Below are 20,657 nucleotides of genomic sequence, written 5' to 3' on the forward strand. Positions count from 1 at the left end.
ATCATTTATTAATATTTTTATTAAAAAGTTTAAAAACGCCTGCTTATTTCTTTTACAGCATTAATACCTTTTTCTATTTCTTCTATTGTATTAAAGTAAGAAAAACTAAATCTTACAATACCCTGATTAACAGTATTAAGAGAAGTATGCATAAGAGGTGCACAATGTCCTCCAGACCTAGTAGCTATATCGTATTCAGATGAAAGTATATCAGATATTTTAGCAGAATCAATATCTGCAATATTTAAAGATACTATTGATGTTCTTTTATCAGTGTCATAATTACCGTAAAACTTTATATTTTCTATATTTTTTATCTCATCATAAAAATATTTTGCTAATTGTCTTTCATGATTTCTTATTTTTTCTACGCCCTCTTCTTCTATAAACTTTAATGCAGCATTAAGTCCCGCTATAGAATGACTATTTAAAGTACCTGCTTCAAGTCTTACTGGCATATTTTCAGGCTGAGTTTTTGAATAAGTTTTAATTCCAGAACCACCAGTTTTTAGAGGTTTTATATCTATGCCTTTTTTTATACATAGCCCGCCAGTTCCCTGAGGTCCCATAAGCCCCTTATGACCAGTGAAGCATACAATATCAATATTACTTTTTTTCATATCTATATCTATACTTCCTGCACTTTGAGAAGCATCCAATATAAAAAGTATATTATGTTTTTTGCATAAACTGCCTATAAAATCTATATCCAAAACATCGCCTATAACATTAGAGGCATGAGTACATATAATTGCTTTTGTATTTTGTTTTATATTTTTTTCTATATCATTATAATTTATTTGGCCTTTGATATCAGCATTTATTATTGTAAGTTCAGTCCCAAGTTCCTGCATTTCATAAAGAGGTCTCAAAACGCTGTTATGTTCTAATGATGTTGTTATAATATGAGTATCTTTATGATTTTGTATTATACCTTTAATTGCAGTATTTAATGCTTCTGTAGAATTACTTGTAAATGCTGTATAGTTTGGAGTGTATCCGTTAAAAAGTTTTACAATTCTTTCTCTTGTTTCAAGTATTATTCTCTCGCTGCTTAATGATGCTTCATAAGAACCTCTTGATGCATTAGCAAAACTATTTATAGCTTCAAAAACCGCTTTTGCAACAGTATCAGGTTTTTTTAATGTGGTTGCAGCATTATCAAAATAAATCATAAAAGTATCCGATAGATTTTTTATTCTAGGTAAACTAATATATTAATTAATACTAGTTTACCTATTTTAAAAAATGTTTTTTATTATTTAATATTATTTAAATGTTTAATAATATAATCAAAGCATTTCAACAAACGCTTCTAATCTAGTTCTTAATTGAGGAGCATCGCTGTTTGAGTAGTTAGTTTCTATAGCCAAATATGATTTTCCTAATCCTTCTACTGTCCTTCTTACTTTTTCAGTTTCTATAGCATATGTGTGGCATGCTGTAAGTGTAACATCTACAACACCGTCAACTTTATAGTCTTCTATATACTGTTTTATTCTCTCCATTCTGCCGTCATTAGGAGTCATAATAGAACAAGGTATATTTATGTATCTTTCTGCTATAGCTTCTATAGGGTCTTTATTTTCTTCATCAACAAGCATTTCAAAGTTTTTAGTACCCACACAGTTTTCAATACATACAACACTTCCGCCAATTTCTTCTATCTGTTTTATTACTTTATCAACAACGCCTCCAGTAGGGCAGCCTGTTATAAGTATTCTAGGAGTATCTTTGGTAAAAGGAGTTTCGCCTTTATCATATCTTTCTTTCATATTTTGTGTAGTTTTTCTGATTTCTTCAAAGAATTCTTTTTTATCAAATTTGAAATTAGAAGAGTTCATAACATCATGCATTTCAGTTCCTTTAACAGGAGAAGGTACTAATTTTGCAAGCGAGAAAAATTCTTTCATAACATTTCTCTCTTCATTACATAATTTTATAGCGTCTTTCAATTTTTCTTCTGTTATTTCTACATTAAACTTTTCTTCTAATTTTTTTATAAGTTCTTTTATTTCATTTTTCCAAAGTTCAAAGGAATAGCTGTTTCTTGTATGAGGCAGCTGCATAACATGAGTATCTTTTACCTCTCCCAAAAGTTCATACATTTTCTTTTTACCATCACAGGTAGTTTCTCCAACTATTAAATCAGAAAAATACATATAAGGACATTTATCTGTAATAGCAAATCCGTAACTTGATTTTATAAGAGGACATAAATTTTTAGGCAGACGTTTTTCTGCTTCAGGTATAGTCTCTTCGCTTGTAGAGCATAATGATACGCTTAAAGCATCAGCAGCATATATTATTTCTCTAGGCGTATAAGTACAGAAAATACCTACTACATTTCTTCCTTTGTCTTTTTCAGCTTTCATAGTAAGAAAGCCTTTTTTGCGTGCATCTGCAAATGTTTCAAAAATTTCTGGTAAATTGTTGTTAGACATATTATTACTCCCTAAATATATTTGTTTATAAAAATAGAAATGGATTCTATATCCTATAGAATTAAAAGATTATAATGTATGTTTTGTATATTTATTGGATAGGTAAGAAATGGCTACTATCAATTTGTTTACAGCAAAATCAGTAATCATAATTAAAATTATAATCAAAATAACTTTGTTTGTCAATTAAAATATACAAATAATTTATAACATTTCAACAAATGCTTCTAATCTAGTTCTTAACTGAGGAGCATCGCTGTTTGAGTAGTTAGTTTCTATCTGAAGGTATGATTTTCCTAGTTCTTCTGTAGCTCTTCTTACTTTTTCCGTTTCTACAGCATAGGTGTGGCATGCTGTAAGTGTAACATCTACAACACCATCTATTTTATATTCGTCTATATATTGTTTTATTCTGTTTATTCTTTCATCATTAGGCGTCATTACAGAGCATGGTATATTTAAGTATCTCTCTGCTATAGCTTCTATAGTATCTTTATTTTCTTCATCAACAAGCATTTCAAAACTTTTTGTACCCACACAATTTTCAAAACATACTACGCTTGCACCTGCTTCTTCTATTTGCTTTATTATTTTTTCAACAAGTCCTCCAGTAGGGCAGCCTGTTATTAAAATTCTAGGAGTATTTTCATCAAAAGGATATTCTCCGTTATTGTATTTTTCTTTTAAATTGTCTACTAGTTTTTTTATTTCTTTTACATAAAGTTTTCTGTCAAATTTATAATTAGATGACTGCAAAGCTTCATGCATTTCACTTCCTTTAATAGGGGAGGGTACTAATTTTCCCAAATCAAAAAACTCTTTTATTATTTTTCTCTCTTCATTGCATGATTTTATTGCTTCTCTTAATTTTTCTTCTGTAATTTTTATATTAAATTTTTCTTCCAATCTTTTTATAAGTTCTTTTATCTCATTTTTCCAAATTTCTAATGATAACTTATTTTGAGAATGCGGAAGCTGCATAATATGAGTATCTTTTATTTCACCTAAAAGCTCATACATTTTCTTTTTACCGTCACAGGTAGTCTCGCCTATTATAATATCAGAAAAATACATATAAGGGCATTTATCACTAATAGCAAATCCGTAGCTTGATTTTATTAGCGGACATAAATTTTTAGGCAGATACTTTTCGGCTTCAGGTATAGTTTCATCATTTGTAGAGCATAATGATACGCTTATAGCATCAGCAGCATATATTACTTCTTTAGGGGTATATGTACAGAATGTTCCTACTACTTTTCTTCCTTTATCTTTTTCTTCTTTCATAGTAAGAAAGCCTTTTTTGCGGGCATCTGCAAATGTTTCAAAAATTTCTGGTAAATCGTTATTATTAGACATAATTATATCCTTTAAAATAAAATTAAAAATTAATTATTATTCTATATACTATAGAAAGAATATATTATGTCTGGTATATTTTTTTGATAAATAACCTACAGCAGCTATTATTTTTGATTTAGAAAAATTGCTTATCATTATATAATTACTTTATAATTATTTTTAGTATCTCCAAATTCCCCATACATCTATACCGCCTGCGAATGCATTATTAATTTCAAAGTCAGTACTTTTTCTCATGATTCCCTGACCTTCAGCATATGCAGTAAGACCGAATGTGAGGTTTTCTATAAGCGTCATTCTCATTTCACCTTCTATACCATAATGCATATTATAATGCCCGTCTGTTTTAAATATATTTCCTTCAAACATAAGTCTAGGCATAATATAGGCATAAAAAGCACCAAGTTTTGTTTCAAATTTGGCAGGTACTAATACATAGAATCTCATACTGTCAGTGGCACGTTTCCCATCATCATCATATAAATAATTGTTTAAAGCATCTTCAGCATATCCAGCATCTATTGTAGCCCATCTGGCTCCTATACCATAGTAAAATGCTACCTTTAAAGGCATGCTTATCTGTACTGGGAAATTATCAAATCTTGTAAGCATAATATTTCCGTATAAAGAACCTCCTATAACCATAGGTGCTATATTAGTTCCTGTTACAGTAGTATTTGTAACTGAAGATAATTGAATACCATAATGAAGAGATATTGTAAACTCATCTAATAATCCGCCTCTGAACATAAAACTAAATTTCGGAGTTGTACTTATAGATACTTTTCCGCCGTAATAGTTCTTATCTCCGAAAGAAAATGATATAGGAAGAGAGAGCCTGTATCTGTCATTAGCAAGTCCGAATGAAAATGAATGGCTGTGAGCGATAGGTCTGTTTTTATCTGTAAGATCATTATATAAATTAAACTGATATCCGAAAGCAAACATTCCGTAACTTAAACCGACAAATGCTTTAGGCAGAAATGCTAATTTTCTTTTTCCGTCCTGATCTCTGTAGCTGTTATCAACTATATGTGATAAATCTAATATAGATACTCCCAATTTTAAAGGCGTATTGCTGTTCATAAGCGGAGCAAAATCGTATATTGTACTCACCCTATCAGAACCGAATCTTGTTGATGTTACTCCTTCTATCAAATTATGCATATTGTCTTTGTCTACTATATCATCTATAGCAAATGCAAAAGAACTCAGTAATAACAGCATAAATACAATTTTTTTCATTTTTTCTCCACTTATCATATTTTATGTTCTTAAAAACAGATATTATTCAATAATGTAATAGTTTTACAATTTTTTTATAATATTATCCAATAGTGTATAGCAGAAATCTTATTTTTTCAAGTACCGATTTTATATAAAATATAGTTATATAGACTATTAAATTAAATGCTGTTTTCTTCCGATATATTTCTAAATATATGAGTATTTAGTTATGATAAGAGATTTTATTTATTTTGTAGTTATTATTTTATCCAAAACTATAATAGACTTATTCAGATTATTTGGAAGCATTATAATATTCGGATTTATACTGTATGTTCTATCATCTGTAACAAGAAGAATATTTGCTAAAACATTAGGCTCTAAAACAGAAGTTTATATAACAGGGTGGATAGGAACGCCTATACATGAGCTTTCTCATGCTTTATTCTGTATTATTTTCAGACATAAAATAAATGATATAAAACTTTTTAATAGTAAGTCGGATACTATAGGATATGTTCTTCATAGTTACGATTCAAGAAGCTGGTATCAGCAGATGGGTAATTTTTTTATAGGTGTTGCCCCAATTATAATTGGCACTTTTATAGTATATTTGCTTTTTATGCTATTGGCTCCAGAACTTAAAAATAATATATTTGAAATGCCTAATTTAAAATATAAGCAGATGTTTAATTCAGAAATTTTATCTATCATATATTATAGTGTTTCTAATATATTTATTTATACATACAATATTTTTATGAATATAATAAGAAATTTTGCTATTTATTCTCCTTTTAAAAGTATAACATTTTGGATATTTTTGTATTTATCTATTTCTATAGCTTCTCATATGGAATTAAGTCCTGCCGATATTTCACATGCTTGGAAGGGTATTATTGTTATATTTGCATTGTCTTTGATTATAAATACGTTTTTGATTTTAATAAAAGTATTTTTGAAATTAGAAATTCCAGATTCTGTTTATATTTTTATAAATAGAATACTTGAAACTTATAATATGCTTTTAATATTTTCAGCTATAATATCATTATTTAATTTTATAATATCATATATCATTTTGACACCTATTAATCTTATAAGAAATGGAAAATTAATTAACCCTTTTTAATAGGGTATATACTGAAAATTTTTAAGTTTGTCAATTTTTTTTATTGTTCTTTTTCCCGCCTTAGCTCTGCGGGCTTCGCCAAAAGAACCTTATATCCTCGACAAGCTCGGATACGCTTCGCGAAAGTGCAAGTATAAAAATAATACTAAATAGTACTAATTTATGTTTTACATGTAGAATAAATTACTAAATTCAGACTGAAATTTAGCCTTTCGCGACTGCGGGCTGTGCCTGCTTCTTTGTGGCAATCCACAGGACTTCCTACGGTCGCAAAAGAAGTGGGGGTTCGGGGGCTAGTCCCCGAAAATAATAAAAACATAAAAACTAATTTTGACAAATTATATTTGTTTTATATATTGAATTAATTATAACAATATATTTTATATGAAGAAAACTACAGATATAAATATAAAAAATTAATTATGAAATAAGTTTATTGTATGATAAATAAAAGTTATTTTTTGTTATTTCCGAATTTATTTTTAACAAAATTACTTAATATATTTAATTTATCAGCTGTAGCCTCTTTAGAAGCTTCTAAGTTTTGGCTTTCTATTTCTTCATAAACTTCTTTTCTGAATATTTTTACATTTTTAGGGGCATTAATTCCTAATTTTATTTGATCGCCTCTTATATCTACCAGCATTATTTCTATATTGTCGCCTATGACTATGCTTTGATTGATTTTCCTAGAAAGTACAAGCATATTATGAACTCCTTTCTGAAGAATCATTATCTTCTAATAGGATAGAGTGTCTGGTAGTGTATTTATCTCCAGAAACAGTGCATTGTTTAGCTTTATGATTTCTTATATTAAAAACTACAGGTGCTACTAAGTTAGCACTCATAGTTTTTAAATCACTGTTTGGAATGCTGACTATTGTAAGAAGATATAAATCCTCTTTATTTTCTATACCTAAATATTTTATGTCATCATCATGAACATCAGGTTCGTAATTTTTGAATACTAAGAATGGATCTATAAGTATAAAGCATACATTTTTATCATCTTTAGACTGAAGTATCTTAAAAGTCCCCTCTTCGTCCATATTAACGAGATAGAACTCATCATAATCTTCAAATGCTAGTATAGTACCATTAAGATGATATAATGAGTTATCAGAAACCTCTATTTTTCCTAATATCCTAGATTCTATTTCTGGCATAAAATAATTTCCTTTTATACTTTCTTTAATAAAGAATAAACTTTTACAATTGTAAGCATTTTATATTTTAATTATCTTAAATAATCCATCAAAGTTCTTCCCAATAATCTTCCAGCTGTTTGAAGTGAAGCATTATGAGCGTACTGCCACATATTGAAGTTTATTATTTCTTCAGCATAGTCAATATTTTCATTTTTAGCCAAAGCCTCTTCAATAGCTAATTTTTGATCTTCAAAGCTAGTATATCCCATATCAAGTCTTGTTACTTTAGATGAAGCATTAGCCTGAACAGTAGCAACATTATCTAATGAACTGTCAATATAACCTAAAGCCTCACTTCCTATAGCTCTTACATCATCATTAAGCATAGCATCTCTTAAGTATATTAAACTTTCAAATACACTTTTTCCTGTTACCAAAGCACTAGGTTCATAGTTATTTTCTGGGGTATTAGCAGCTCCCACTCTTACCAAGCCTATATCCTGTAAAACAGTACCGCCTGCCAAATCCTGTAATAATATTTTATGAGGTGTTCCTGTTTTTAATTGTATAACTTTTTGTCCGCCTTTTAAATCTCCAATACTTGCACTTACATTGCCGTTAGCATCATTTATTCTTTGAACAATGGCTTCTATATTATCACCTTGTTTAATATTAATAACCATATCATCTATCATAATATCTTGATTTTCAGCAACTACATAAGTAGAAGCATCAGTTGTAGATATTATTTCCATATCAGTACCCCAAAATGCATAATTACCAGGTGTAGCAACATTTATAAGCTGACCATTTTCTATTTCTCTGTTTTGAGGATTTCCATCGCCTTCATACATAACTGATTTTATGATAGAGCGTCCTGCTTTTTCATCATGTCCGTAAAATGCTCTGAACGGTGCAGTCTTTATACTTGTACCAGAAAATACAAATTCGCCTTTGCTTTGAGTTTTTGATATATCGTATATTCTTTCTATCATCTCCTCAACTTCCATAGCCATTTTTGCTCTGTCATCAGCACCGTATGTACTGTTTGCTCCCTGTACTGCTAAATCTCTAGCTCTGTTTAATGCTTCTGTTATTGCTGACATAGAATCATGTGCTACGCTTAATCTTTCTTTACCGTCAACTATATTATTCTGATATCTGTCTACTGATGACATTCTAGTTTTATAGTATATAGAATTGATAGTGGCAGTAACATTCTGGTGAGGGTACTGAACCCTTTGACCAGTAGATAATCTAGTCTGAGAAGCTTCCATCTCGCTGTAGTTTCTTTTTATTGTACTAACTGTTCTATTAAATTGGGCTTGTTCAGTAACTCTCATAATTTATATCTCCTGTTTTTATATAGAAGTGATTATATCGTTTCTATTCTCGTAATAATTATAAATTCTTTTATTATTTTTTTATGATATAGTTTTTTGTATACCAGTTTGTATTCTTTATTTATTATCGGAAACTGCAATTATAAAAAATATTATGATTATTAAAAATTGTATTATTAGATTATGATGACTAATTAATGAAAATTATTTATATAATATTATTATGCATAGTAAAAACATAAAACCGCCTATTGTATAAAAACTATATTAATTTTAATAGACTACTTCCCGATAATAATTTGTATCTTAATAAGGTTATAGTTTATGTATTTTAATGTAAGAATAAGTTCTAAAATATTTTATTGTATCATATTAGCAGGTATTGCTTTTACGGTATATGTATTTGTTTTTAGTTCTAAAGGTTTTCTTACATTAGATGCTCAAAAAGTTCTTATAGAGAATAAAAAAGAGAAAGTGGAAGAACTTAATAGAAGAAAAAGCCAAATTTCTAATAATATAGTTAGATTAAAAACAGATAGAGAATATATTTTATCATATGCCAAAACTTTCGGTTATTTAGACGGCACTAAAAATGAAAAAATTATTAAGATAATAAAAGATGAAGAGGACGCATCAGACTCCTCTGTTTCAGACAATAATATTAAAAAATCATATGACAATGATAATTATATTAATATAAAAGGTGCTTTAATACTTGCATTAATGATTGTATTATGCTTTATATTTTATTTAATACTTTTAAATAAGAACATACTTCCAAAACTAAAAAGAAAAAAAGCTGCTTTTTATAAAGGGTGACTTAAAGAAAATACAAATCCTGCATCTTTATAGAAAGGTTCATAATAAGGCATAAAATTAAAACTAAATCCCTCATTTTTCTTTTTACCATAAACTCTTTGATAACTGTCATAAGCAACTGCAGCCCCGCAAAATACAGCAGCTGTTATTTCAAATATTGTAGCCGATATCCATAGACTTTTGTACCTGTTCCTTCCAGTGGTAGAAGGGGCAACATTGGCAGTTTCTAAAGAATCTAATCCAAATACCAAATATGTTGCATATGTATATGAGAAAAATGCTGTAAGTAAAAATGTAACTTCTGTATATCTGAAAGGATTGCTTTTATATGGTTCATCTATCATAACGGGAGAACTGCTTACGCCTTTTTGATTTATAATTTTATCGCCTTCCATTGTGAATATAGAATTAATACTGTTAGTATCAATATTATATTCAGACTTTAATTGTTCATTAGTTTCTGTTATTTCTTTTTTTGCTGTATTATCATTGGTATTATATTCCTTTGAAATGTCAGAAAAATAAAAAGCTCCGAAGAATGTGTTTGAAATAATAAGCAGTATAGTAATAATTTTTATTCCCATTATAGTAACAAATATGCTCCTAGTGTAAATTCTAATCCCGTAAGATTAACCGTTTTGATTTTTTCAGGCAAAGTAACTTCCGTCTTATCGCTAAATACACCTAAGTTTATAGGATTGGTGTAAAATCTGTATCCAACTCCTAAATTAACACCTATAGTATCGGTAATATTATATTGTATTGAAGCTATAGCCCCTATACCAAACATAATATCTCTTGAATCTATTTTAGCACCATTTTTAAGATAAGTATAGTTGTCTATAAAATAATTTCCGCCGTAAACTTCTCCTATAGTTGTAAAAGATATGCCCATACCAACATATGGTGTAATAACCAATCTCAAAACTTCCTGATATAAATTTATATTAATATCAAAATTAAATCTAGTATCTACAGCATAACTAGACTTAAAAAAATCACCAAATAATAATCCGATACTAATATTTGGAGAAAATCTAATACCGTTATATCCAATTTTTAAATGAAGCCCCAAAGCATATTTATTTTCATTTAATGATATTTTTAATTTTCCGTTACTTGGTCTTACTGTACTTTCATATGTAGTGTTAAAAGCGTTAATATTATATGAAGCATAATTTAATGATATGCCAGCTATAAAATCTCCTATAATAGTTTCTCTTGCAATATCACCTGCCTGTATATTTCTTCCTCTCGATATTTTTAATACCGAATAATCACTTCCTAACTCTTTTACTCTTAAAGTTCCTTTATAATCATATCCTCCGTTTATAACATTTCCAGAAGGTAAAGTTATATTATCTTTTTTTGAATATACTTTAAATCTAGTTTTTGAATCAATTCCCTGATTTCGCCCTGCTAATATTATAACATCTTTTCCAATAATATCAGATATTGTCAATGTTATCTTAAATATCTCTCTCATTTTATCTTCTACTTTAGCCGCCAAATCATTGCAGGCATCATTAATAGCAGTTTTTCTCAAAGAATATGAAGGATATGAAGTAGTAGAGTAGTAGCTTATTCCCTGAAGTTTTGAAGAATACATAATTTTAGTAGTCTCTACATCAACTATCTGAAGCACCATTTCTACTTGTCCGTAAATACTTCCGCTTCCAGTATCGCTGTCATAATTATAACTTACATCAGCATTTACTATATTTCCTTTTATAGCTTTTGAATATCCGTATATCTTTCCCACTTCAATAACCTGACTTTCTGTTATGCCTGTTAATTGAAGCTCCATTTCTTTTAGGTATTTATCTAAATTTTTCCTGTCTACAATATTAAATCTATTCATTTTGGTTAATGAATCTTCTATTAACGCTGTTATCTGTTTGCCTAAGCCTTGAGAATATCCGCTTGAACTATCTTCTATTTCAAAAACGGCAATATTTTCTTTAGTATAAGTTTCACCTATTTCTCTATTCATTTGCTGTGAGAATAATGAAAATGAACATATAAGAAAAAATACAGTAAATATAATCTTTTTCATTAATATGTATATCCTTTAATACAATTTTTGTAAACCTCTTTAAAATAATATATTATAAACTAAAAAAGTCAAATTTATATGATATACTTATTTACAATGATTAAATATTAATATTTGTTATATTTTTGTTATATTATTATGCATAAATTGATTTGAACATTGAATTATAAAATAACTGTGAATAATATAAAAAATAATAATTAATTATCAATAAGCACTATATTTAATTTTTATTGATAAATTATTAAAAAGAATATATATTATAGTAATGATTTTATTTTAATGGAGTATAAATTATGAATGAAAATACTATAAAATACAGCTCAGCTGGAAATTTGGTTTCTTTTAATATGGACAAATCATATAAAATATCTAATTTTAATATAGATGAGAGCCTTCTTTCAAAAGACCAAAAAGAATTATTGGAAGAGATGATAGTTTCAAGTATTAATGAGGCTTCTCATAAAGTAAAAGAATTAAATAAAAAATTAGATGAAGAAGAAGATAATAGTATAGAAGAAAAACCTAAACATGCTAATCCTTTTAATATGAATTGGGGAGATATGGGTCAAATGTTTAATGATATCAGTAAAATGACATCTGTAGAATATAAAGACGGTAAATTAAATATATCTTTAGATTCAATAACACCAGATATGATTTCAAAAATGAATGATATGATGAATAAGATGAATGATAAAGACGATGAAAATAATAATAAGGAATAATCAATTTGAATAATATACAGTCATTGGATAAACTTACTCAAATTATATCAAGGCTTCCGGGAATAGGGGGCAGAACCGCTATGCGTCTTGCTTTATATTTATTTGACTGCGATGAAGAGTATTTAAAAGAGTTTGCAGATACATTATATACGCTTCATGACAATATAAAATTATGCAGTAAATGCTATAGTTTGAGTGATAATGATATTTGTTATATATGTTCTAATGATAAAAGAGAGCATAATAAAATATGTGTTGTAGAGACTTATCCAGATATGCTTGCAATAGAAAAAACAGAAGAGTATAACGGAGTGTATCATGTATTAGGCGGTCTTATAGCACCTCTTAAAGGTATAGGTATAAGTGATATAAGAATAAAAGAACTTATTGAGAGAGTTAATACTGAAAATATTGATGAAATAATGATAGCTTTCAGTGCCTCATTAGAAGCAGATACCACTGCTGGATATATATTCAAATTATTAAAAGATAATAATTATACAGGCAGAGTGACAAGAATTACTTATGGAATATCTTTATCAAGTGATATAGAAAATGCCGATTCTAGGTCTTTGGCTAGAAGTATTTTAGACAGAGTGGAAATGAGTTAATAATAATAAAATAGACTTGTTTCAAAAGTACTTGACAAATAATTTTAATAGTTTATTATTTTATGCTAATTTATATAATATTAATTATTATATAAATTATATGTTTTATATGTTGTGTAATTTGTTGTTTTAGTATATAAATATGCAGTCCTTTTGCTTCTTTGGGTCACCAAAAGAAGTGGGGTGCGGGGCAAAGCCCTGCAAATATTTTTAATTAAAAAAATTAATTTTTGACAAATTATAATTGTTTAAGTATATATTAATATAAGGGCATTGAATGGAAGATTATATATTATCTATTGGCGGGTCAAATATTGATATACAAGGCTTTTCTAAAGGAAGAATACTTTTAAAAGAATCAAATCCGGGTAAGATAAATGTATGTGCAGGCGGAGTTGAAAGAAATATTGTTAATAATTTATCAAATATTGGGCTTAAAAATATAAAATTTGTTACTTCTATTGGCGATGATATTTTCGGAGATATTCTTTTTGATAATATAAAATCACTAGGAATAGATACTTCGTATATTGTAAGAAAAGGAAGCTCTACTTCATATATAGCTATTATGAATAATGATAAAGATATGGAGATAGCCGTATCAGATATGGATTCTCTTGATAAAAATATTGATATCAAATATTTAGAAAGTATTTATCAAACAATAGAGAATGCAAAATTAATCACTATAGATGCCGTTATGGGAAGGGATATATTTGAGTATTTAATAAATAATTTTCCTAATAAAAAATTGATAAGCGATGCGGTATCGATAAAAAAGGCAGAGCATATAAAGGGGCTTGAAAATAATATTTATGCCTTAAAAATCAATTCAAATGAAGCGTCATTTCTGCTTGACAGAGATATAAACACTATAGATGAAGGAAAAGAAGCTGTAAAAATATTTCTTGATAGGGGAGTTAAGGAGATATACATAACATTTGGGGCTTTAGGAATATGTTACGGTATAAACAAAGATTATAAAGCGTATCATTTAGAAGCTCCAAAGGTTAATATTGTTAATGCTTCTGGTGCTGGAGATGCTTTTATGGCTGGTATTGCTTATTGCCTATTTCATAATTATAGTTTAGATTATAAGGTAAAATTTGCTGCTATTATGTCAATGCTTGCATTAGAGAGTGAATACACTGTTAATGATAATATAACTTTGTATACAGTAGAAAAAAGAATAAAAGATATATTTGGTACAAGTATTAATAATTAATTATTAAAATAAAGGGGTATTTAATGAATAATTTAAATGAATTTTTAGATATTAGTGAAGAGGTAAAAGAGGCATTATATGAAAAGAGGGCAGTTGTTGCATTAGAAAGCACCATAATATCACATGGCATGCCTTATCCAGAAAATGTTGAAAGTGCTTTGAACTCTGAAAAAAATATACGTGATAATAATGCAGTTCCTGCCACAATAGCAATTATAAAAGGCAAAATAAAAGTAGGACTGAATAAAGAAGAACTTGAGTATATGGGTTCTAACAGCAGTATAGCAAAATCAAGCAGAAGAGATTTAGCAGCCATGCTAGCCTTAAAAAAAGATGGGGCCACTACTGTAACAACTACTATGATAGGAGCTTCTCTTGCAGGCATAAATGTTTTTGCCACTGGAGGTATAGGAGGTGTTCATAGATATGCTCAGGAGACTTTTGATATATCAGCAGATTTACAGGAATTAAGCAAAACAAATGTTGCTGTTGTATGTGCTGGAGCAAAATCTATACTGGATTTGGCACTTACTATAGAATATCTTGAAACTTTCGGGGTTCCAGTGCTTGGGTATAAAACAGATAAATTTCCTGCATTTTATACTAGAGACAGCGGTTATAATGTTGATTATAAAGTAGATACTGCCAAAGATATAGCTAATATTCTTAATACAAAATGGTCTTTAGGTTTAGAAGGCGGAGTATTGGTATGCAATCCTATACCTGAAGAATATGAAATGGATAAAGATTATATTAATAAAATAATAGATGATACTGTAAAAGAGGCTAAAGATAAAAAAATATCAGGAAAAGATGTAACTCCTTTTATACTTGCCAAACTTCATAGTGTAACAGAAAATAAAAGTTTGAAAGCTAATAAAGAGTTGGTTTATAATAATTGCAGAACAGCTGCTAATATTGCATATGAGTATTCTAATTTGATTAGATAATTTTATTTCAAAATGCAGTTCTTTTGTTTTACAGTTTTATAATGCTTTAGGTATAATAAGAGAACTGCATATTAAATACCAGTTATAAATTAGCAGATTTCAAATTATTATAAATCATTACAAAAATAGTTTTTAAACAAGTATATTATAAATTTTCTATTTCTTCTATACTTAAGCCTGTATTCTCGCTTATAATTTTTATATCTATACCTGCATTTTTGAAACTTTTAGCTATAGATATTTGCTGTTGCCTTTTACCTTGTTCTATGCCTTCTTCTCTACCTTCTTCTCTACCTTCTTCTTTAGCTTTCTTTATATCTAACTCAATACTTTTATTGAAAAAATAAGTATCCACTTCACGCTTTTTGTACTTATCCATTACTGGACTATCATTAATAAATGTACGGCATTTCTTTTCTACTTCCTCAAATATTGTATTTTCTTTCATTAAAATAGACATATCTTCCCCCTTGAAAAATTTTACCCAAGAAATGAATTCTTTATGTATATTATCTAAACTTTCTATTGTAGAAATATTTTTTAAACTGAATTTAGGAAGTTCAATGAAATGCAATTGACAATGCTCTGTTAGAATTTTATTATTGTTTAACTCTTTTAATACATAACAGCTATGAATTTTATCTTCATCTGTAAGTATAAAGTTTGTGATATTAATACTTACAGTAGGTTTTAATTCATCATAAAAAGAACCTCTATTTAAACTAGAACTATAATTATAGGCCCAATAGTATAAAGCCCTTTTTATAAAATCTTCATTTCCTCTTGACTGTATTTCTATTAAAACGGTTATACCTGTTTCTGTTGTTGCTTTTATATCTACAATACTTTCTTTTTCATCGTAGTTTTCAGCTATATTAAATGGGTTTAATATTTCTATTTTATTAAAAGTTTCAAAGTTTAAATCTTTAAATACGGCATTAATAAAATTTAAAGCTATATTTTCATTACCTGTATGCGAAAATAAGTAACGTATAAAATAGTCATTAATTCTATTTAAATTATTAACAGTAATAGGTTCATTTAATATCTGTTTTAATTTTTCTAAATCTTTCATAATATTTATTATACAAAAAATAATTATAAAAGTAAAGTTTTATAAAACTGTTATTTATATAGTTAATAAAATAAAAGGCTGTCATTATTTAATGGCAGCCTTAATTATCAATTAAAAATTATTAAAATCTTTTTTTTCTGTCATGTTTATCATGCTTTCTTTCTTTTCTTGCATGCTCTTCTTCTACATAATCGGCAGGTTTTTCAAGCAAAGCTCTTCTGCTTAAAGAATATTTTCCGCCTTTTATATCTATGATTTTTACTTTTACTTCATCACCTATTTTTAATACCTCTTCAACATTCATAACATGTTTGTATGCTAATTCAGATATATGACAAAGTCCTTCAACTCCCGGAAGTATTTCTATAAAAGCTCCGAAATCTTTAATATCTTTTACAACTCCGTCATATACTTCACCAACTTCTGGATCTTTAACATAAGAATTAATAAGTTTTATAGTTTTATCAAGAGTAGGTGTATCAGGGGCAAATATATTAACTATTCCGCTGTCTTGTATATCTACATCGCTTCCAGTTTCTTCTATTATTGCCTTAATATTTTTTCCTCCAGGTCCTATTAATATTCTTATTTTATCAGGATTAACTTCCATAGTTTTATATTTAGGAGCAAAATCAGATACTTCACCAGCATTTGATATTGTAGAATCAATTATATCAAGTATAAAATATCTTGCTTTTTTTGCCTGTTCCAATGCTTCTTTTAATATCTGAGTTGATATTCCAGTAAGTTTAATATCCAATTGGAAAGCTGTTATACCTTTGCGTGTTCCAGCCACTTTAAAGTCCATATCACCTAAATGGTCTTCTACACCTTGTATGTCAGTAAGTATTTTATATCCATCTTTGTATGTAGCAAGTCCCATAGCAATACCAGCAACGCTTGCATTAAGAGGTACACCTGCAGATAATAAAGACATAGTAGAAGCACATATTGTAGCCATAGAAGAAGAACCATTACTTTCTAAAATTTCAGCAACAACTCTAACAGTATATGGGAATTTTTCTTTGGAAGGAAGTACAGCATTAAATGAACGTTCAGCCAAGTTACCATGACCAATTTCTCTTCTTCCTGGAGCTCCGTAGCGTCCTACTTCTCCTACAGAGAAAGGAGGGAAATTATAATGAAGCATAAAAGTTTTATTTTCTTTACCGTAAATATCGTCCATTAATTGAGCATCTTTTTCACTTCCCAATGTAACTATAGATAGACATTGAGTTTGACCGCGTGTGAAAAGAGCAGAACCATGTACTCTAGGTATTAGGTTAATCATAGTACTTATAGGTCTTATTTCATCTAAAGCTCTTCCGTCTGGACGCATAGATTTTTCTACTATAGCCTCACGTACTATTTCTTCTTCTATAGTATGACATATGCCTTTAACCTGAGATATTAATTTTTCATCTTCAGTTGTAGTTTTTATATACTCTTCTATTTCATTAAAAGCATTATCCATACTTTCATTTCTTTTAGTTTTATCAGGATTATAGTTGGCAGCTTCTATTTTTGCTCTTCCATATTCAGTAACAGTTTTTACTAAATCAGCATCATATTCAAACAATTCCTGTTCTATTTTCTGAGTACCGCAAAGAGAAGCCATTTCATTTTGCATATCTATATATTTCTGCATTTCTTTATGAGCCAACTCTATGGCACCAATGAATACTTCTTCAGAAACTTCTTTTGCTTCTCCTTCTATCATCAAAATAGCATCTTTACTTCCAGCTACAATAATATCTAATTCGCTTGAAGGAAGTTCGCTGTTTTTAGGATTTATTATATATTCTCCGTTTTTGTATCCTATTCTGACAGCGGCAACTGGTCCTCCAAAAGGTATCCAAGAAATAGTAAGTGCTGCAGATGAAGCTATTAAAGCTAAAGCATCAGTAGGCATATCAGTATCTACAGACAAGACAGTAGGTATTATTTGTACCTCATTTCTAAAACCTTCAGGAAAAAGAGGTCTTAAAGGTCTGTCTATAATACGTGATATAAGTATTTCTTTATCTCTAGGTTTAGCTTCTCTTTTGAAGAAACCGCCTGGTATTTTACCGCCTGCATAATATTTTTCATTATAATTGACTGTTAGAGGGAAGAAATCAGACTCCAAATTAGGTTCTTTAGCTGCTACAACAGTTGCTAATATAGTAGTATTTCCTAATCGTAAAGTTACAGATCCATGAGCCTGTTTGGCTAGAAGCCCTGTTTCTAATATTAATTCCTCCCCGCAAAAAACACTCTTAACTGTGACCATATTCTACTCCTTTATAGTCGAAACACACACCGAGAGGGGGCATTTAAATTTTTAACTTTAAATTATTTTCTTAATTTTAATCTTTGTATAAGACTTTTATAGGCTTCTATATCAGTTTTTCTTAAATAGTTAAGAAGTTTTCTTCTTTTAGCAACCATTTTTAATAGACCCATTCTTGAGTGATTATCTTTTGTATGAGTCTGAAAATGACCTTTTAAATAAGTTATACGATTAGTTAAAAGTGCTACTTGTACTTCTGTAGAACCTGTATCATGTTCGTTTTTACCAAACTCTTTAATTATTTTTGCTTTTTCGTCTGCAGTGATAGACATTGTTTTGTTCTCCTTTTGAAATATTTTCTTATCTTTTTTTCATCATTTTCTAATAATTTTTTTACTTCATCTATAGAATTAACTTTTATATTATCTCTTATATATTTGAGCAGCACAACAGTAATCTTTTTGCCATATATCATTTTTGAAAAATCTAATAAATGGCTTTCTACTCTAAGTTCTTTATTAATATTACTAACACCTATAAAGGTTAGGGCATGATATATTGTATCACCATTACCTATTTTTACAGTGGAGCTATATACACCCATTTTAGGTATAAATATAGTTTTAGGTATTTCCAAATTGGCAGTAGGGTAGCCTATTTTTCTTCCCAAAGCATTGCCATGAACTACTAAACCGCTCATAGAATACTCTCTGCCAAGCATTCTATTAACACTTGTCATGTCGCCGTTAGAAAGGGCTTCACGTATATTGGAGCTGGATATCTTATCTCCTTTATAATTGAGAAATTTTATAAAACTTACTCCTATACCGCATTCTTTGGAATATTTTTTTAAAAATTCACTGTCTCCCATTCTGTCTTTACCGAATGCAAAATCTGCTCCTACAGCAATATGTTTCATGCGGTAATATTCTATAAGTTTGTTAAAGAACTCTTTAGCCTCCATTGTATAAAATTCTGGTAAAAAGTCAATAACAATTATATAATTAATACCCAGTGCCTTTATAAAACTATTATTTTCTTCTGTATTATATATAGATAAGTTTTTCTTTTTAATAACTATTGCTATTGATATTAGGTTATGTTTTTTAGCGTATTCAACAGTGTATTTAATAAGTTTCTTATGACCTTTATGTACGCTGTCAAATTTACCTATCGTTACAATACTATCTTTTTTTAGGTCTAATTTGGAGAAATCATAGATAATGTGATTCATTTTAGTATTCTTTTTTTATCCTTAATTTGTATCGGTTTTTTTTATCATTATTGAGTATTCTTTTTAAGATTAATGATATTAGTATAATAAGTACTGATATTACAAATAAATATATATTCATAGTCCAGTAATTCATATTACGCACTACAAATTCCAATAGATTATAATGTTCTATAGAGATTGCAAATATTATTTTTATTACAGCATATATTACAAAAGCATTTAGTATATTATGATATATATATTGCCTTGAATTTAATGATAATCCAAGTATATAGAAAGAAAAAAACATAACAGCAAAATTAACAAATAGAACCAGAATAGCATAAGGAGGTATATCGCTTAAAGTTACAATTTTTAAAAGTGCTGTTATAATAGGAAATACTTCAAATCCGAATATTACATCTGCCATAAAATTTGATATATAATTATCTAAAGAATTTCTAGGAAATACAGTAGAAGTTTTTGTTGTTTTAGTTGTTCCTGATATTTCAGTAACTTCATGCAATGATATTTCTTTTTCTGTAAAATAAATATAATCGCTCAAATATAGCTTCCCTTGCGATGTATTATCTATGAATATAGCATTTTTATATGTATTATCTAGTAATTTGTATCCCACTCTTATTAAATAATTATCAACCTTTGTTAAAAACCTTCCATTTTCATCTATGAATAGAGAACTTTTATCATTAAGTTCATTTCTTAAATAGTCTATATTTTTATTAAATATAACTGTATAGGCTGGGTATATAGAGGCTACAGCAGCTATAACTATCATAGTGATTACTACAGAAACATTTCCGACAAACTTATTTAAAGAACCTATTACTATCATAGCAGAAGTTGCTGCAACTATAGTAATGGCAAAGAAATAATGCTCCATCAAATTTTTTATTAAATCGGCATTTATATTTTGATAGATATTATTTGTATCTAAAACCTTAAAAAAGTATATTACAAAATACAGTACAAAAAATATTATGAAAAATAATGCTAATGTTATTAAATTTTTTATAATCTTCATGTTT

Annotated in this window: 20 protein-coding genes; 6 read left to right on the forward strand and 14 right to left on the reverse strand. The window is 28.4% G+C overall.

Features of this window, described 5'->3' with window-relative positions; translation table 11 throughout:
• Positions 1-29: 29 nt before the first annotated feature.
• The 4 genes from F811_RS0112765 to F811_RS0112785 all read right to left on the reverse strand — a co-directional run bounded on the left by F811_RS0112765 (position 30) and on the right by F811_RS0112785 (position 5,051).
• Positions 30-1,175, reverse strand: a complete 1,146-nt coding sequence (locus F811_RS0112765; protein ID WP_020005627.1) for an aminotransferase class V-fold PLP-dependent enzyme — start codon at positions 1,173-1,175, stop codon at positions 30-32.
• A gap of 117 nt (positions 1,176-1,292) precedes the next feature.
• Positions 1,293-2,444: a double-cubane-cluster-containing anaerobic reductase gene (locus F811_RS0112770; protein WP_020005628.1), complete on the reverse strand. Its 1,152-nt coding sequence runs from the start codon at positions 2,442-2,444 to the stop codon at positions 1,293-1,295.
• A 204-nt stretch (positions 2,445-2,648) separates the two neighbouring features.
• Positions 2,649-3,803, reverse strand: a complete 1,155-nt coding sequence (locus F811_RS0112775) for a double-cubane-cluster-containing anaerobic reductase (protein WP_020005629.1) — start codon at positions 3,801-3,803, stop codon at positions 2,649-2,651.
• A gap of 162 nt (positions 3,804-3,965) precedes the next feature.
• Positions 3,966-5,051 carry a hypothetical protein gene (locus F811_RS0112785; RefSeq protein WP_020005631.1) on the reverse strand — a complete coding sequence of 362 codons (1,086 nt, stop codon included), beginning with the start codon at positions 5,049-5,051 and terminating at the stop codon, positions 3,966-3,968.
• A gap of 211 nt (positions 5,052-5,262) precedes the next feature.
• Here F811_RS0112785 and F811_RS0112790 point away from each other — a divergent pair, with 211 nt between their 5' ends.
• Positions 5,263-6,165: a hypothetical protein gene (locus F811_RS0112790; protein WP_020005632.1), complete on the forward strand. Its 903-nt coding sequence runs from the start codon at positions 5,263-5,265 to the stop codon at positions 6,163-6,165.
• Between the two features lie 454 nt (positions 6,166-6,619).
• Here F811_RS0112790 and csrA read toward each other — a convergent pair whose 3' ends face one another.
• The 3 genes from csrA to F811_RS0112805 all read right to left on the reverse strand — a co-directional run bounded on the left by csrA (position 6,620) and on the right by F811_RS0112805 (position 8,656).
• Entirely contained in the window at positions 6,620-6,871 is a 252-nt protein-coding gene (csrA, locus tag F811_RS0112795; protein ID WP_013113141.1) for a carbon storage regulator CsrA, read from the reverse strand.
• 1 nt (position 6,872) lies between these two features.
• Positions 6,873-7,331, reverse strand: a complete 459-nt coding sequence (gene fliW, locus F811_RS0112800; RefSeq protein WP_020005633.1) for a flagellar assembly protein FliW — start codon at positions 7,329-7,331, stop codon at positions 6,873-6,875.
• Positions 7,332-7,402: 71 nt separating this feature from the next.
• On the reverse strand, positions 7,403-8,656 hold the full coding sequence (locus F811_RS0112805) for a flagellar hook-associated protein 3 (protein WP_020005634.1): 1,254 nt from the start codon (positions 8,654-8,656) through the stop codon (positions 7,403-7,405).
• 324 nt (positions 8,657-8,980) lie between these two features.
• On the opposite strand from F811_RS0112805, the gene F811_RS0112810 reads away from it, so the two are divergent.
• Positions 8,981-9,475, forward strand: coding sequence for an FtsB family cell division protein (locus F811_RS0112810; protein WP_020005635.1), 495 nt, complete (start codon positions 8,981-8,983; stop codon positions 9,473-9,475).
• Here the strand turns inward: F811_RS0112810 and F811_RS0112815 are convergent.
• On the reverse strand, positions 9,463-10,059 hold the full coding sequence (locus tag F811_RS0112815) for a hypothetical protein (protein WP_020005636.1): 597 nt from the start codon (positions 10,057-10,059) through the stop codon (positions 9,463-9,465). The two genes, F811_RS0112810 and F811_RS0112815, sit on opposite strands and share 13 nt — an antisense overlap.
• A complete protein-coding gene (locus tag F811_RS0112820) occupies positions 10,059-11,531 on the reverse strand; it encodes a CsgG/HfaB family protein (protein ID WP_020005637.1) in 1,473 nt (490 codons plus the stop codon). Before F811_RS0112820 ends, F811_RS0112815 begins: the two co-directional genes overlap by 1 nt.
• A 296-nt stretch (positions 11,532-11,827) precedes the next feature.
• Here F811_RS0112820 and F811_RS0112825 point away from each other — a divergent pair, with 296 nt between their 5' ends.
• From F811_RS0112825 to F811_RS0112840, 4 genes are all read left to right on the forward strand, one after another.
• Positions 11,828-12,259 carry a YbaB/EbfC family nucleoid-associated protein gene (locus tag F811_RS0112825; protein ID WP_020005638.1) on the forward strand — a complete coding sequence of 144 codons (432 nt, stop codon included), beginning with the start codon at positions 11,828-11,830 and terminating at the stop codon, positions 12,257-12,259.
• A 5-nt stretch (positions 12,260-12,264) separates the two neighbouring features.
• The gene (recR, locus tag F811_RS0112830; RefSeq protein ID WP_020005639.1) at positions 12,265-12,870 is read left to right on the forward strand and encodes a recombination mediator RecR; all 606 of its coding nucleotides are present in this window, start codon (positions 12,265-12,267) and stop codon (positions 12,868-12,870) included.
• Positions 12,871-13,147: 277 nt separating this feature from the next.
• The gene (locus F811_RS0112835; RefSeq protein ID WP_020005640.1) at positions 13,148-14,095 is read left to right on the forward strand and encodes a carbohydrate kinase family protein; all 948 of its coding nucleotides are present in this window, start codon (positions 13,148-13,150) and stop codon (positions 14,093-14,095) included.
• 23 nt (positions 14,096-14,118) lie between these two features.
• Positions 14,119-15,045: a pseudouridine-5'-phosphate glycosidase gene (locus F811_RS0112840; protein WP_020005641.1), complete on the forward strand. Its 927-nt coding sequence runs from the start codon at positions 14,119-14,121 to the stop codon at positions 15,043-15,045.
• 145 nt (positions 15,046-15,190) lie between these two features.
• Here F811_RS0112840 and F811_RS0112845 read toward each other — a convergent pair whose 3' ends face one another.
• The 5 genes from F811_RS0112845 to F811_RS0112870 form a co-directional block, all read right to left on the reverse strand.
• Positions 15,191-16,120: an Rpn family recombination-promoting nuclease/putative transposase gene (locus tag F811_RS0112845; protein WP_020005642.1), complete on the reverse strand. Its 930-nt coding sequence runs from the start codon at positions 16,118-16,120 to the stop codon at positions 15,191-15,193.
• Between the two features lie 121 nt (positions 16,121-16,241).
• Positions 16,242-18,392 (reverse strand): polyribonucleotide nucleotidyltransferase, encoded by a 2,151-nt coding sequence (gene pnp / locus F811_RS0112855; protein WP_020005644.1) that lies wholly within the window; start codon positions 18,390-18,392, stop codon positions 16,242-16,244.
• Positions 18,393-18,454: 62 nt separating this feature from the next.
• Positions 18,455-18,724 carry a 30S ribosomal protein S15 gene (gene rpsO / locus F811_RS0112860; RefSeq protein WP_013113161.1) on the reverse strand — a complete coding sequence of 90 codons (270 nt, stop codon included), beginning with the start codon at positions 18,722-18,724 and terminating at the stop codon, positions 18,455-18,457.
• The gene (locus F811_RS0112865) at positions 18,691-19,626 is read right to left on the reverse strand and encodes a bifunctional riboflavin kinase/FAD synthetase (RefSeq protein ID WP_020005645.1); all 936 of its coding nucleotides are present in this window, start codon (positions 19,624-19,626) and stop codon (positions 18,691-18,693) included. The genes rpsO and F811_RS0112865 overlap by 34 nt, the downstream gene beginning before the upstream one ends.
• A gap of 1 nt (position 19,627) precedes the next feature.
• Positions 19,628-20,653 carry a hypothetical protein gene (locus tag F811_RS0112870; protein ID WP_020005646.1) on the reverse strand — a complete coding sequence of 342 codons (1,026 nt, stop codon included), beginning with the start codon at positions 20,651-20,653 and terminating at the stop codon, positions 19,628-19,630.
• Positions 20,654-20,657: the final 4 nt, after the last annotated feature.

This window comes from Brachyspira innocens ATCC 29796 (assembly GCF_000384655.1).
Taxonomy (GTDB): domain Bacteria; phylum Spirochaetota; class Brachyspiria; order Brachyspirales; family Brachyspiraceae; genus Brachyspira; species Brachyspira innocens.

What these genes read in the sequence shown, in the direction of transcription:
- F811_RS0112765 (WP_020005627.1), bottom strand. Translation starts at nt 1,175, where the DNA reads ATGATTTATTTTGATAATGCTGCAACCACATTAAAAAAACCTGATACT.
- F811_RS0112770 (WP_020005628.1), bottom strand. Translation starts at nt 2,444, where the DNA reads ATGTCTAACAACAATTTACCAGAAATTTTTGAAACATTTGCAGATGCA.
- F811_RS0112775 (WP_020005629.1), bottom strand. Translation starts at nt 3,803, where the DNA reads ATGTCTAATAATAACGATTTACCAGAAATTTTTGAAACATTTGCAGAT.
- F811_RS0112785 (WP_020005631.1), bottom strand. Translation starts at nt 5,051, where the DNA reads ATGAAAAAAATTGTATTTATGCTGTTATTACTGAGTTCTTTTGCATTT.
- F811_RS0112790 (WP_020005632.1), top strand. Translation starts at nt 5,263, where the DNA reads ATGATAAGAGATTTTATTTATTTTGTAGTTATTATTTTATCCAAAACT.
- csrA (WP_013113141.1), bottom strand. Translation starts at nt 6,871, where the DNA reads ATGCTTGTACTTTCTAGGAAAATCAATCAAAGCATAGTCATAGGCGAC.
- fliW (WP_020005633.1), bottom strand. Translation starts at nt 7,331, where the DNA reads ATGCCAGAAATAGAATCTAGGATATTAGGAAAAATAGAGGTTTCTGAT.
- F811_RS0112805 (WP_020005634.1), bottom strand. Translation starts at nt 8,656, where the DNA reads ATGAGAGTTACTGAACAAGCCCAATTTAATAGAACAGTTAGTACAATA.
- F811_RS0112810 (WP_020005635.1), top strand. Translation starts at nt 8,981, where the DNA reads ATGTATTTTAATGTAAGAATAAGTTCTAAAATATTTTATTGTATCATA.
- F811_RS0112815 (WP_020005636.1), bottom strand. Translation starts at nt 10,059, where the DNA reads ATGGGAATAAAAATTATTACTATACTGCTTATTATTTCAAACACATTC.
- F811_RS0112820 (WP_020005637.1), bottom strand. Translation starts at nt 11,531, where the DNA reads ATGAAAAAGATTATATTTACTGTATTTTTTCTTATATGTTCATTTTCA.
- F811_RS0112825 (WP_020005638.1), top strand. Translation starts at nt 11,828, where the DNA reads ATGAATGAAAATACTATAAAATACAGCTCAGCTGGAAATTTGGTTTCT.
- F811_RS0112835 (WP_020005640.1), top strand. Translation starts at nt 13,148, where the DNA reads ATGGAAGATTATATATTATCTATTGGCGGGTCAAATATTGATATACAA.
- F811_RS0112840 (WP_020005641.1), top strand. Translation starts at nt 14,119, where the DNA reads ATGAATAATTTAAATGAATTTTTAGATATTAGTGAAGAGGTAAAAGAG.
- F811_RS0112845 (WP_020005642.1), bottom strand. Translation starts at nt 16,120, where the DNA reads ATGAAAGATTTAGAAAAATTAAAACAGATATTAAATGAACCTATTACT.
- pnp (WP_020005644.1), bottom strand. Translation starts at nt 18,392, where the DNA reads ATGGTCACAGTTAAGAGTGTTTTTTGCGGGGAGGAATTAATATTAGAA.
- rpsO (WP_013113161.1), bottom strand. Translation starts at nt 18,724, where the DNA reads ATGTCTATCACTGCAGACGAAAAAGCAAAAATAATTAAAGAGTTTGGT.
- F811_RS0112865 (WP_020005645.1), bottom strand. Translation starts at nt 19,626, where the DNA reads ATGAATCACATTATCTATGATTTCTCCAAATTAGACCTAAAAAAAGAT.
- F811_RS0112870 (WP_020005646.1), bottom strand. Translation starts at nt 20,653, where the DNA reads ATGAAGATTATAAAAAATTTAATAACATTAGCATTATTTTTCATAATA.